Origin of the sequence: Mucilaginibacter oryzae (assembly GCF_003148845.1) — a bacterium.
Taxonomy (GTDB): Bacteria; Bacteroidota; Bacteroidia; order Sphingobacteriales; family Sphingobacteriaceae; genus Mucilaginibacter; species Mucilaginibacter oryzae.
The window spans coordinates 34,323-48,072 of record NZ_QGHA01000004.1 but is presented as its reverse complement, the minus strand read 5'-3'; the positions used below and the strand labels follow the sequence as shown (position 1 = coordinate 48,072).

General features: G+C 45.0%; 11 protein-coding genes. 4 read left to right on the top strand and 7 right to left on the bottom strand.

What is annotated here, in order from left to right; genetic code table 11:
• Positions 1-20: 20 nt before the first annotated feature.
• Positions 21-1,595: a hydroxymethylbilane synthase gene (gene hemC / locus LX99_RS11985; RefSeq protein WP_109608110.1), complete on the bottom strand. Its 1,575-nt coding sequence runs from the start codon at positions 1,593-1,595 to the stop codon at positions 21-23.
• A 276-nt stretch (positions 1,596-1,871) separates the two neighbouring features.
• On the opposite strand from hemC, the gene LX99_RS11980 reads away from it, so the two are divergent.
• The 3 genes from LX99_RS11980 to LX99_RS11970 all read left to right on the top strand — a co-directional run bounded on the left by LX99_RS11980 (position 1,872) and on the right by LX99_RS11970 (position 6,301).
• Positions 1,872-2,270 (top strand): VOC family protein, encoded by a 399-nt coding sequence (locus tag LX99_RS11980; RefSeq protein ID WP_109608109.1) that lies wholly within the window; start codon positions 1,872-1,874, stop codon positions 2,268-2,270.
• A gap of 318 nt (positions 2,271-2,588) precedes the next feature.
• Positions 2,589-5,099, top strand: coding sequence for an ABC transporter permease (locus LX99_RS11975; protein WP_109608108.1), 2,511 nt, complete (start codon positions 2,589-2,591; stop codon positions 5,097-5,099).
• A gap of 107 nt (positions 5,100-5,206) precedes the next feature.
• On the top strand, positions 5,207-6,301 hold the full coding sequence (locus LX99_RS11970; protein WP_109608107.1) for an acyltransferase family protein: 1,095 nt from the start codon (positions 5,207-5,209) through the stop codon (positions 6,299-6,301).
• Positions 6,302-6,349: 48 nt separating this feature from the next.
• On the opposite strand, the gene LX99_RS11965 is transcribed toward LX99_RS11970, so the two are convergent.
• The 3 genes from LX99_RS11965 to LX99_RS11955 all read right to left on the bottom strand — a co-directional run bounded on the left by LX99_RS11965 (position 6,350) and on the right by LX99_RS11955 (position 9,028).
• A complete protein-coding gene (locus LX99_RS11965; protein WP_146203109.1) occupies positions 6,350-7,759 on the bottom strand; it encodes an ATP-dependent DNA helicase in 1,410 nt (469 codons plus the stop codon).
• Positions 7,760-7,769: 10 nt separating this feature from the next.
• Positions 7,770-8,087 (bottom strand): hypothetical protein, encoded by a 318-nt coding sequence (locus LX99_RS11960; protein ID WP_109608105.1) that lies wholly within the window; start codon positions 8,085-8,087, stop codon positions 7,770-7,772.
• 98 nt (positions 8,088-8,185) lie between these two features.
• Positions 8,186-9,028 carry an oxidoreductase gene (locus LX99_RS11955; protein ID WP_109608104.1) on the bottom strand — a complete coding sequence of 281 codons (843 nt, stop codon included), beginning with the start codon at positions 9,026-9,028 and terminating at the stop codon, positions 8,186-8,188.
• Between the two features lie 237 nt (positions 9,029-9,265).
• On the opposite strand from LX99_RS11955, the gene LX99_RS11950 reads away from it, so the two are divergent.
• Positions 9,266-10,414: an IPT/TIG domain-containing protein gene (locus LX99_RS11950; RefSeq protein WP_170122687.1), complete on the top strand. Its 1,149-nt coding sequence runs from the start codon at positions 9,266-9,268 to the stop codon at positions 10,412-10,414.
• 140 nt (positions 10,415-10,554) lie between these two features.
• Here the strand turns inward: LX99_RS11950 and LX99_RS11945 are convergent, their stop codons facing one another.
• From LX99_RS11945 to LX99_RS11935, 3 genes are all read right to left on the bottom strand, one after another.
• Complete coding sequence (locus LX99_RS11945; RefSeq protein ID WP_109608102.1) at positions 10,555-12,540, bottom strand: M1 family metallopeptidase; 1,986 nt, start codon at positions 12,538-12,540, stop codon at positions 10,555-10,557.
• 132 nt (positions 12,541-12,672) lie between these two features.
• Entirely contained in the window at positions 12,673-13,179 is a 507-nt protein-coding gene (locus tag LX99_RS11940; RefSeq protein ID WP_109608101.1) for an SMI1/KNR4 family protein, read from the bottom strand.
• Between the two features lie 132 nt (positions 13,180-13,311).
• Complete coding sequence (locus LX99_RS11935; protein WP_109608100.1) at positions 13,312-13,662, bottom strand: Spx/MgsR family RNA polymerase-binding regulatory protein; 351 nt, start codon at positions 13,660-13,662, stop codon at positions 13,312-13,314.
• Positions 13,663-13,750 lie beyond the last annotated feature (88 nt).

Here is a 13,750-nt window from a genome sequence, read left to right as displayed (position 1 = left end):
AGGGGGTTAGGGGGCGGGGCTTATATCCCAAACACCGCCTCTGCCAGCCCAACTTCGTCGGGCGAGTAGGGAAGCGTGTATTTTACACCCATTTCGTCAAATTTTTTGCCGGTTGATTTGCCTATCGCCACTACTTTCTGGTAAGGGTCGAGCAGGTTATTGGCAAAGTAGGCTTCCACGTTTGACGGACTGGTAAACACCATCACATCCGCGCCGCTGGCCTCAACATCCTCTTCCAGCACGGTTTCGTAAACGGGCAGGTCGATTATTTTGGTATCGGCCGAAAGCCCCTGCTGAATGCTCCTCATCGGGTTTTCAGCCCCCGGGAACAGCACAATGCTTCCGTTGGCCAGTTTGGCAAATTCTTCGGCTACTTCGGCGGTGTCGGTACCTTCGCCCACATAATCGGTAAAGTGGCCTTTGCGGCGCAACATTTCTTCGCTGCCGCTACCCATTACCCCAAACTTCACCTTTTTAGGAAACTGCGGGTTAAGCTGAAAAAAGTATTCGACAGCGTTTTTGCTCGAAAAGAAGATCCAATCCACATTTCTTAATATGTATGAATCGAGGTGCGTCATTACCGGCACGGTGCGGATCAGTGAGCGCGCCTCTACGGCGATGCCGTGCTTTTCAATCGCTTTGCGGAAATAGCTTTGCTCACCCAACTCGCGCGAAATGAATACGCTTGCAGGGCGCTTGCGGTCCTTGTCAAATTTAGCTACTACCCGCTCGGCAAGGCCTTCGGTGGTTGGCGCTTCTAAAAACAACCTGTCCGGAAACTGGTCGCCTTCTTCAGCTTTCGAGGTGAATACCTGGAACTGCCCCTCTTCTTTACGGCAGTAGCAGCCTAAAGGCAAATGGCAGCCGCCGCCAAATAATTTTAATACAGTACGCTCAACTGCTAATTCCTCGGCTACATCGGCATGATGTAAGGCCTGCAGGGCTTCAAAAAGTTCGTGGTCTGTTTCGCGAATCTGGATAGCCAACGCCCCTTGCGCCGGGGCCGGGATCAGTTCGACAGGGGTAAGTTCCTCAACGTGGAACTCGCTCAGGTCGATCCCTAAACGGGCAACACCGGCTTTGGCCAGCATAATGGCGTCATATTTTTCGTCGCGCAGTTTCCCTATCCGCGTAGGTACGTTGCCGCGCAAATCTTCAATTTCAAGGTCGGGACGGTGGGCCAGCAACTGGGCTTTACGGCGGTTTGATGAGGTACCTACTATACCGCCATATTTAAGCGACAGTTTCTGGTGCACATCAACGCAATCCTTCAATATCAACAACAGTTCAGACGGATCTTCCCGTTCTGAAACTGCCGCGATAATGAGTCCCGGAGGGTTTTCAGTCGGCAAATCTTTATGCGAATGAACGGCCAGATCTATAGTGCCGGCTAATAATTCTTCTTCTAATTCTTTGGTAAAGAAACCTTTGCCTTCCAGCTTATCAAAGCTAAGGTTCAGGATACGGTCGCCCTGTGTTTTGATGATCTTTAACTCGGCGGTAATGTTGATGGCAGCAAGGCTGTCTTTAACAAAATTGGCCTGCCATAAAGCCAATTCACTGCCACGGGTTCCTATAATCAGTTTTCTGTCCAAAAGAATGAATGTTTAACGGTTGCAAATTTAATTTTTTGTGCCGATGATAAGGTACAACAATGGCATGAATTATTGTTAATTGCAACTAAATGACGTATTAAGGTAAAGGAGGAATGTTAAAAGGCCAAAGGTTTTATACTACGGTCCGGATAACGGCTGATGTTTACTGACAGTGTAAAACGGGAGGATCGATTGTGTAAACTATTTTACAAAGCATTCTCACCAACAATACATTAAGAAGCTTATCTTAGTGATCAATAAACCTCACATCTAAATATGAAAAAAGTAACAGGCATTGGCGGCTTATTTTTTAAAAGTAACGACCCAAAATCGATGAACGAATGGTATGCAAAAAACTTAGGTTTCCCTGTAAGCGCGTACGGAACAACTTTTGAATGGCGGCATGATGATGATCCTTCAAAAAAAGGATCAACAACCTGGAGCGCCTTCCCGCAGGATACCAAGTACTTTAACCCATCCGAAAAACCTTTTATGATCAATTACCGGGTAGAAAACCTCTCCGCCCTGATTGATGAATTGAAAAAAGAGAACGTAACTATTGTTGATGAGATTGCCGAATACGATTACGGCAAATTTGTACATATCCTCGACCCCGAAGGCAATATCATTGAACTTTGGGAGCCTAAGGATGAAGAAGAGGGCGCGGCAGAATAAGCTGGTTTAGATATGGTTGGCAGCCTAATTTCTTTTAGGCTGCCAAAATACCCCAGTTGAAATTACGATACCGCTAAACTTCGACCCATAAAGAACCTTCGGCCAACACCCCATTCAGTGTATATTTCCGAACGCTCCACTGTTCGTAAACGGACGATTTAACTTTGGTTTGATATTTTACTGTTTGATATACAGTTTATTATAATGCAGGCATAATATTGGCATGAAAAACGAGCGTTAGCTGACCGGACATTTTTTTTAACATAATAGCTTTAGCTAACAGGGCCTGCTTTATCATTAACACTAAAACAAACACCTATGCTAAAGACCAACCTCGTACTCGCGTTCCGCAACATTTTTCGCAACAAACTGTACTCGGCCATTAATATTATTGGCCTTGGTATGGCAAGCGCTTTTTGTATCCTGATTTACCTGCATGTAAAAAACGAGCAATCGTTTGATAAATTTCATAACGATGCAGATCAGTTGTACAGGGTTGAAGAAACGGGGCTTAACCCACCTAAAGCAGACGATCAAAAGCCGAAAAGTATTTTCTCATTTTTAACCAAAACCGAAGATGAAGAAAATACCCCTGTTACCCCACCGGTTTTAGGTCCCGCGCTTAAGCAAAACTTTCCCGAAATTGAGAGCGCCGTAAGGTTTGATGGCTATTACAAACCGGTTATTAAAGTTGGTAACCAAAGCTTTCAGGAGGACAAGCATACCCTGGCCTTTGTTGATGCCGATTTTTTTAAAACATTTAATTTCCCCCTGCTGCATGGCGATCCGGAAACCATATTATCGGGCCATAACCAGGCTGTAATCAGCGAGCGGCTGGCTAAAAAATATTTCGGCATTGCCGATCCTATCGGTAAAACCGTGCTTATCCCTGGCGATGCCCAGCCTGTGCCCGTAAGTATTGTTGGTTTAATGAAAAACTTCCCAGCCAATTCAAGCATGCAGTTTGATATGGTGATGCCAATTACCTCGATGGACGGTTATGCCGGTAAAATGAAGGATGGGCTTAATACGTTTAATGAGATACTTATTATCAAGCTAAAAAACGGTACGGATATGGCCCGCTTTCAGCAAAAGCTGGACGCCTTTTCTAAAACCTATTTTAAGCCGCTAAATAGCAGCGTTCAAAGCCAGTCGCCAGATACCAAAGTGCCTGATACCTATATCCGCTTAAGGCCCTTTGCCGATGCGCATTACAACACAGGCGGTTCGTGGGAGCATTACACCAATCTTAAAAATATTTATCAGCTGATGTGCCTGATGGTATTGATTTTGGTGATAGCCTGCTTTAATTATGTGTTGCTTACACTTACCAACGCGGTATCAAAATCGCAGGATGTGGGGGTGCGCAAAACTATTGGCGCGGGCAGGCTGCAAATTATTGTACAGTATTATACCCAAACGCAGGTGCTTGCATTTGTTTCGGTAGCGGTGGGTTTTGTACTGGCGGTGGCGGCTATGCCTTTTTTTAATAGTGTTACGGGCGCAGACATCTCGTTAAACAGTTTTTCGTTTGCCGATTTAGGCGTTTTGCTGATGGGGCTTGGTTTACTGCTTGGCCTGCTGGCGGGTATTTACCCGGCCTACGCCATGTCGGGCCTGAAACCTTTAAATATTATGCGCGGGTTTTCGGCTTATCGCATTAATCCGGTGTTATCGAAAGGGCTTATTATGGTGCAGTTTGGTGTTTGTGTGGTGCTGGTGATATCATCGCTCATTATTAACAAACAAATGCGTTTTGTAAGCCAAACCGAAATGGGTTTTGATAAAGACCAGGTAGTGATGGTCGAAAACCCTTATTGGTTTACCGATAAACAACAGGCCACGGCCCTGCAAGCACAGCTTTACCACTGGACCGAAATGCAGCCCTTTATGGCCGGAGCCGTAGCAACCTCATTCGGCTTTGGCGGAGCTAATATGAATACGCACCTCGTGAACGGCGAAAAAGTACAGATAGATCACCTCAATGCCGATTTTGAATACTTTAAATTTAACAAGATCCCCATTGTACTGGGCCGCGATTTTTCGCGCGACATAGCAGCTGACAGCGCGAAGTTTGACCTAACCGACTCGCAAAAGAAATCGGAAGGCACCAAATTGAGGCATAACACCATTGTTAACCAAACTTTGTATAAAATGCTCGGCAAACCGCCCCTGAATGTTTATAACGAAACCATTGGCGGCGTAATTATAGGGGTTTGTAAAGACTATCATAATCGCGATTTGACGCAGGCCATCAAACCTGCTTATCACACGGTAAACCGCGGGCTTACGTTTTTAATCTGGTTCAGGATCAAGCCACATCAAAGCATCCCCCTGGCTATGGAAAAACTGAAAGCCGAGTGGGATAAACTAACCGGTAAGCTGCCTTTTAATTATACTTTTTTAGATGAGGAAGTTGCCAAAAGTTATGATGCTTATTTGAGCTGGATGGCTACGGTTACTACATCATGCATTATGGCTATTATTTTAGCATGTCTTGGTTTGTTTGGGCTGTCGGGACTTACTACCATTAACCGCACTAAAGAGATCGGTATCCGTAAAGTGCTGGGAGCATCGGTAGGCAGCCTGTTTGTGCAGCTTAACCGCGGTACCATGTACCTCGCCGCAGGCGCTTTTGTGATAGCTACTCCGCTGGCCTGGTACCTGGCCAACAGCTGGCTGCAAAACTTCGCATACCGCATTAAGCCCGATTGGCTGTTGTTTGCTACCAGTGCTGTAATATCAGTAATTACTGCCCTGGCTGCAGTTAGTTATCATACCTTAAAAGCAGCCCGCGCAAACCCTGTTGATAGTTTGAGGAACGAGTAATTTTGGACGAGGTGAAAGGATAAAGGTTGAAGGCAAAAGGTAGGAGAAATAGCAAATAATAAGGCTGCTTGGCAACGCGGCCGGAATTACCGCCGTACTTGTGAGTAATGGAATCACAGATACGGCTTTCAACGGCCAGCAGGCCAACACAATTTAACAGTATCCAGGTACTCAGGTTTATAGCGGCACTGATGGTAATTATCTGCCATTCGTCGTTTTATACTCATGAGCGCCTGGTTAAAGAATCGTACATTTATGGGCAGGGCGCCAACGGTGTCGAACTGTTTTTTGTGATCAGCGGTTTTGTGATGATTATCTCGTCGCAAAGCCTTACAGGCGTTAAGGACGGCTGGCAGCGGTTCGCGGTTAAACGTATAGTAAGGATAGTGCCTATCTACTGGCTTATCACCACATTCAAATTACTTTTGTTGCTCAAAACACAGGGCATGGTTTTGCACTCGCAGCTTAGTTTTTGGCTTGCGGTTAAATCCTATTTGTTTATCCCGGCCCTAAATGTGGATGGCGAATACCGTCCGCTTTATGGCGTTGGGTGGACATTGAACATGGAAATGTTTTTTTACATGCTGTTTGGTATTTCGCTCGCCTTTAAGTTTAAACCAATCCATTTTTTTGCCGCGCTTTTTTTGCCCCTGGCTATCCTGTCGTATTTTAAAAAACCGGGATGGCCGGATCTCGCTTTTTATGCAGATCCGGTTGTGCTTGATTTTCTTTACGGAATGATAGCCGCGAAGCTGATTTTAAAGGGGTATAAAATGCCTGCTAAAGTTGCAATCGCTCTCGTTACAATTGGGCTGCTTTATCTGGTTGTTCCTGCCGCTATCGTTTTTCCTAATTTCGGGACTAATCAAATGATTTTCGGTTTAGCGGCCTTTTTAATTATCTATGGGGGTGCATCTTTAGATGGTGCCAGGATACAGTTTAGCAGCAAACTTGTTTATTTAGGTACGGCTTCCTATTCACTTTATTTAATTCACCCGAGTGTGGCTCCGTTAATTCCTGCAGTTTTAAATAGTTTTGGCTATAAACAGCCTTTAATATCAATTGTATTAAGCGTTATTGTAGCCGTTTTTGTCGGCATCGCTTTTTATAAGTTCTGTGAAATGCCGGTTACAAATTATTTAAAAAAGGTGCTTAAAAAGAGCGATATTAAGGGTGACATAGACATTCGCTGCGCACAATAAGTAAGATGCTGCCTCAGTTTTGGCTGAACCGTTACCAGGTAGGAAACATTAAACCACCCACCAGTCGTTCACCAGATTCAGTTCATCTTTGGCCCGTGTAACCGCCGTATACCACCACTTGCAAAGTTCATAGTACGGCGCGCCAAACATACTTTTATCTAAAAAAAGGTAAACTTTGTTCCACTCGCCGCCCTGTGCCTTGTGGCAGGTTACGGCATATCCGTAGGTGGCCTTAAGGCAATTGAGATAAGGGTCTTCGCGCATAGCGGTCAGGTATTCTTCACTGCCAGAGGCTATTCCTTCCGTTTTCATGCGGTTGTTAAAACTCACCATCAAAGCCTTTGATTCATCATTGTCATGGCTACCCTTTAAACTTTCGAGCGCGTTGAGCGATAAGAATAACTTAAACTCTTTTCCGGAGGCTATGGCGGTTACCTGTACCTTTTGAAATTTGATGCCCACTTTTTCAGTAACTTCTTCCAACTGGTCTACCACCACAAAATCGCCATTGGTTAGCGGCACAGCATAATTATTTTGTGTAACCAGCAAAACATCACCCACCTGCAAAGGCACATAACCCGAACCAAAAAGCTCCCGGCGCATATCGCGGTTTATTTGCTGCACCGTTTTATTGCTGCGCGCTATAGCCAGGCATTGGGTTGGGCCGAGGGATTTATAGTTGGCTGCATAAAGCCGGAACATTTCTTCATCCGATTGGTGGAGCTTGACATTACCGAGGTTGCCTGCCGGAATTTTAGGAAACCTGATCCGTTCACGGCTTTCACTCAAATCGCGGATAGCGCCGGCAAGCACCAGTATATCATTATCACCTTTAGTGCGTTCAATTTTTGATAACTGCATTGATATGGGTACTTTCTGCTGCTTTGAAATCCAATCCACATCCAAAGCGGGGCTAAATGATTGCCCAACCGGCGGCAACTGGCAGGGATCGCCCACAAAAATGATCTTGCTTTTCCCCGCTACCTGGAAAAAATCGTTCAATAGAATACCTGAACCAAATACAGCGAAATCGTTATTATCCGATAATTCTCCCGAGAGCATGGAAGCTTCATCGACTATATAAACGGTTGTTTCCTCATCGGGCTGGCGGGTGGTAAACTGTAAGGTCATCTGCCCTGAAATACCGGCCGGCGAATTTTCGGATAACGTTTCCTCATCCAACCCGTCAATCCTGCTGAAATTATAGAGTTCACTATGTACTGTAGATGCGGTGAAGCCTGTTTTACCCCTTAACACAGTAGCCGCCCTGCCGGTAGCAGCAAGCATGCAAAACTTTTTCTTTTTATCCTGCAGCCATTGGGCTATGTGCTGCATTAAAAAGGTTTTACCTGTACCGGCGTAGCCTTTCAGCACAAAAACGTTGGCAACAGGATGATCAAGAAACTTTTGAATTGCCTTGAAGGCAGCTTTCTGATCGGCATTTAACGTAGTAGCCACAATTATTTTGTTAGTTAAAAGGCGTAAAGCCTGCAAACATATCGCCTGCCTCTTTCAGGGTATTCAGCGGTACATAATCACACACTTCCGCATATTCGGCCCACATTTGTTGTACAGCCTGATTATTATGCGCGTTGGCTATGGCTTCGGCGCTGAGCCATTCAAAAACTTCGATGATAGTGCCATCTGTGGCCTCCATAATGATGGACTGGCGATCGGTAACCAATCCTTCCTGCTTAAGGCGCGTTAAATGTGTTCGCATTAACTGTTTCAGCGCCTGCTCCTTACCGGGTTTAGGTTTGTAGGCAACAATTACAATTTGTCCCATAGGATGAATTTTGTTGAGGCAAGTTACTAAAACAAGGTCATTTTTAAAACTTACAGGTATTTGCCGGTTTAAGCGTGACGCTTAAACCGGCAGTTCCTTTATTCACCTTCCGGGAAATCGGCACCGGTAGTTGTATCTTCCCATGCATCAAAATCCCTTTGCAACTCCTGTAATTTGTTACGGGCGCCTTTCAACGCGGCCTTGCCCAGTAATAAACGCAATGGCGGGTTTTCTGCCTCCACTGCCGCAACAATTGCTTTGGCGGCGCGTTCCGGGTCGCCGGGTTGTTTGCCGCTATAACCGCGGATATTGTTTTTGTTGGTTCCGGCAGTTTCCTTATAATCGTCAATAACAATTTTGCTGTTATTGGCCGAACGGCCGGCCCAATCTGTACGGAAACCGCTTGGCGCTATTACCGTAACTTTAATGCCGAGGTGTTTGGTTTCTTTAGCTAAGGCTTCCGAATAACCGTCTACCGCAAACTTAGTAGCGTTGTAAAACCCAACGGCCGGGAAAGCTACCAGGCCACCTATCGAGGCTATGTTAACCACATGGCCGCTGCGCTGCGCACGCATAAGCGGCAGTACGGCTTTTGTCATGTTGGCCAATCCGAAGAAATTAATCTCGAACATGCGGCGAACCTCGTCTTCTTCACTTTCTTCGATAGCGCCGAAATAACCTATACCGGCATTATTTACCAATACATCAATAGTGCCGAATCTTTCCTGCACTGTTTCTATAGCCGCTTTGATCTCGTCAGATTTTGTAACATCCAATTTAAGCGCAACGGCTGTTTCGGGATAAGCTTCTACTATATCCTTCACATCATCGGTATTGCGCGATGCCACGCCTGCTTTATAACCTAAATCTAAAACCAGTTTGGCCAGCTCGCGGCCAAAGCCGGTAGAGCAGCCTGTTATTAACCATACTTTTTTACTCATGATAGCTTGTGTTTTTATATCAAATTAACAGGTAAACGGGCAATTGTTTGTCAGGCGTGTTTCATTGTTGCAGAAGTTGGCAATTATTAGGTATTTTTATACCAAATCATTAATCAAATGCTACACCTAAATCTAAAATTAATTTCGTCTGCCATACTGCTGTTTGTTATTGCTCTTTTGTTTTCATGCTCCAAAAACAGCGAGAATCCAACATGGCCCAAAACAGACCCTCCGGCCTTGGTCATAAGTTCAATCAATGTTAATGAAGGACCTTTTAATACCTTGGTTGAGATAACCGGCGCCGGCTTTAGTACCACCTTAGCCGATAATAAAGTATTTTTTAACGATAAGGAAGGTTTTGTAAAAACAGCTACAGAAACCACACTTACAGCAAACGTACCTGTAGGGGCAGGAAGCGGAGTTATAAAAGTTACGGTAAGCGGCAAAACTGCCACCGGCCCACTATTTACCTATTTGTTAACACCAGTAACCACCACCATTGCAGGCAGCGGAACAGCAGGTGCAAATGATGCTGATGGCACCCTCGCAAGTTTTAACGAACCAATTGGTATAGTAATAGACAATGACGGAAATTTATATGTTGCCGATGCAAAAAATAACAAGATCAGAAAAATAAGCCCAACCGGTACGGTAAGCACGTTTGCAGGAAGCGGTACTGCAGGCCTTGTAAATGGCGTTGGTACAGCAGCTTGCTTTAATCACCCGGATGCGCTAACCTTAGATAATGCCGGAAACATTTATGTTGCCGATGAGTTAAACCATGTGATACGAAAAATCACCCCAACAGCTTCAGTAAGTACTTTTGCAGGCAGTGGTACTTATGGCCTTACAAATGGCTCGTCTGCATTGGCTGCATTTAAAAACCCGACAGGCATTACCCTTGATAACTCAGGTAATTTTTATGTGGCCGATCCGCAAAACAATGTGATCAGAAAAATTGATAATACCGGTATGGTGAACACTTTTGCCGGAAATTCGATATCGGCATTAACCGATGGCACCGGAACAACCGCGAGTTTCAATTTGCCGGTAAGTGTTGCTGCCGACAAAAACGGAAATGTTTTTGTAGCCGATCTGTTAAATCAACGCATCCGGAAAATAACTTCTGCCGGAGTAGTTACAACAGTTACAACAACAGGCGTTCGTATCACATCCTTTGATGGAATCAATGCAATAACTGCAGATGCTACAGGCAATTTATATGTTAGCGCAAACTCATCGGTAATAAAAGTTAATACAGATAACGTTACTACCCTTATGGCCGGTGGCTTAGCTGATGCAGAAGGGCATGTAGTTGATAAAAGCGGCAATATTTTCATTGCCGATACACGGAATAACAAGATACTTAAAATATCATTTCAATAAGCGAGATGTGCAAATCCGGATTAAAGATATTTTGACAACACCGGCGATGATTACTAACAAAAACGGCGATGAGCATTAAACTCACCGCCGTTTTTGTTAACGTCTCCCCTTCAGGGGAGATTTAGTGGGGCATCGGGGTTTTATTTTTTCCAAACGTTATTGTCTGAATTATAATCAGGCAATACTTTGTCAGGATCATAAGTAACCGATTCAATTTCTTCGGTCGACGGATATTTGAACGTCCAGGTGGCGTTACGCTCCCAAATTTCAACCGGTAATTTTATACGGTCGGTTTTACCGCTGGTGGTTTTCACTTCGAGGATCACCGGCATGGCCATTTTACCCAGGTTATTGATGGTGATCAATGAACCTTTGGTTGGGTCGTTATCCACATATTTCACGTCGCTTACTGATACGTCTAAACGCCAATCGTTCATAAACCAGCCTCTCCAAAACCATTGCAGGTTTTCGCCGGCAGCATTTTCCATGGTGCGGAAAAAGTCGTCGGGTTGCGGATGTTTAAATGCCCAGCGGTTAATGTAGGTTTTGAAAGCGAAATCGAAGCGTTCAGGGCCCAGGATCTGCTCGCGCAGCAATACCAACCCAGCGCTTGGTTTTGAATACAACAAAGTGCCGGTATTTCTTTCCTTCAGGTTAGCAGGCTGGCTCATCACCGGCTCCAGATCAGGCTTGGTAAAAAAGTCGCCTATGCGGTGCATATCCAGCGGGCGGTTATTTTTGTATTCGCCGTTATTAAAATCGGCAGTTGAAAGGGTGTTGATGAAAGTGTTAAAGCCTTCGTCCATCCAGCCGTACATACGCTCGTTCGAGCCTACGATCATCGGGAACCAGGTATGGCCAAACTCGTGATCATTTACGCCCCAAAGGCTTGCTTTTCTGGCTTTCGATCCGCAGAAAACAATACCCGGATATTCCATGCCACCAACAATACCGGCAACGGCTGTGGCGGCAGGGTAAGGAAATTCGAACCATTTTTTCGAGTTATACTCGATAGATTTTTTTACGTACTCGGTTGAGCGGCCCCAGGCATCGTTACCATCGCTTTCAACAGGATAAGCCGAAATAGCGGTTGATTTTTTTCCGCTTGGCAAATCCATTTTAGCGGCATCAATAATAAATGCAGCTGATGAAGCCCACGAAGCGTCGCGCGCGTTTTTGATTTTAAAGTGCCAGGTTAAGGTTGGCTTACCGGCCGGGCGTGATTTTGGATCAGTAACCTCGTTAGCGCCGCGGATAATCACGGTAGTCTCGCTTTTTTCGGCAGCTGCCCAACGTTTTAATTGCTCAGGAGTATAAACTTCCTGTGGATTTTGCAACTCGCCCGATGCTACAACAATATGGTTTGCAGGAGCGGTAATACTCAGGTCAAAATCGCCATACTCTAAATAAAACTCGCCCGGGCCGCTGTATGGCAGGGTATTCCAGCCCATTACATCATCATACACACAAACACGGGGATACCACTGTGCAATGGTGTAAATTTTACCGTTTTTGGTTTGCAGGTAACCCATACGGTCTGAGCCGTAGTTTGGCGATACAAACGAATATTCAATTTTCACTTTAGCCTGGCCTCCGTTGGCAGCAATATCTTTGGGTAAAAAGATCTGCATGCGGGTATCGTTAATCAGGAATTTAACATCGTTGTATTCGCCTTTGGCGTTGGCTACTTTTACTGATTTAATTTTATAACCGGCATCAAAAGCCTCGCCCCTGCCCCAGTTACGGCTACCCGAAGGCGGCACAATGGCGGTGCCCCTCGAATCGAGCTTAAACAAATTCTGATCCAGCTGCATCCACATAAAGCCCAAAGTTTGCGGACTGTTGTTGGTGTAGGTTAAAGTTTCAGAACCGGTAATTTCGTTGGTTTGGTCATCAAGTTTGGCGGCCAGTTGGTAATCGGCACGGTTTTGCCAGTATTTGGCACCCGGTTCACCGCTGGCGGCCCTGAATTCGGTACCGTTTTTAGTGTAAAAGCCCGGACCAAAAGTTTCGTGGTAATCATACACCGAGCCCTGCGGGGTGGTGGATGATGCCTGCTGTGCGTTACCTACGGCGGCAGCCAATGTAAGGGCAAGGCTGCAACCTGCCATCAGTTTTAGTTTCATTGTTCAGTCAAATAAATTGCGTAAAGGAACAAGTATACTACAAATTAAGGAGATGCGAAAGTTGGGTAAAACGATTGTTACGGTTTTATTAACGAGGAAGGGTAGATTTAATTCGAGACTCTTAGCTTCATTTTATTTCGAATGTTTTTGCATAAAATGCAACACATTCCTGAAATAAGCTTCCAAATTTTCGTAATAAATGCTGCCTGGTATCCAATTGGCAAACTTCAAATACTTCCAATTAACTGCGCCTGGCAAAGGAGGAACAAGTAAAAAATACTGTTCCGCATCAATCCCTGCAACTACTATGCTTCGTTCCAGGTCAACACGTTCATCCAATTCTGTTTCATTCCAAATTTCCACCAAAAAGGGATCTATATTTTTCAGGAAATCCACCCGATCTGCCGGTTCAAAGCCCGGCTCAATATCGTTGGGCGCAGAAAAACCATTGGCTATTAACAAAAAATCCTTGTAATCAGCAGGAAACGCTACGCCCAATCTATCTTCGGCAGCTTTTATCTCATTTTCTGAAGCCGGTGGTTTACCTAACCACTCTGTTTGAATCTGTTCATCTGTTAACAGGTTCCACCTGTCTTCCGGGATAGCTAAACGGGATATTTCTTTAAGGATGTATTTCATGTATTTGTTATCATTCACTAAAGATAAAATAAAAATCACATCGCCGAATTCCCCGGGATTGGTGTTGTCACGGTTGTCACCAACAAAGGCATACGGGCTTGCGATATTTGATGCTCGTAAGCCACCGCTCTCTTACCTCCCCAAAAAATGATCGGCGTAAACCTTTTCATCAAATCCAAAATAAAGGAAACCGCCATCCTCAATAACCGGGCGTTTAATCATACTGGTTTTTTGCTGCAATAGTTGCAGGGCATCGGTATTGGTTTTGATGCTTTCTTTAACAGCCGGGTCGAGCTGTTTCCAGGTGAGGCCCTGTTTGTTCATAAACTTTTCGTAGCCTGCCTTGGTATCCCATTCCTGAAGCTTTTCGGTGCTTACGCCAAGCTTTTTAAAATCCTGAAAATCGTAGGCTACATTATTTTGTTTTAGCCAGTCGAGGGCTTTTTTTACTGTGTTGCAATTGGTTATTCCGTAAACTTTCATGGGGTAAATTTAATCATTAAAACTACAGGCCTATCAGCGCATAAACAAAACCTGCAGGCCTCTGCAACAGAAAAGGCGCCTCACGGCG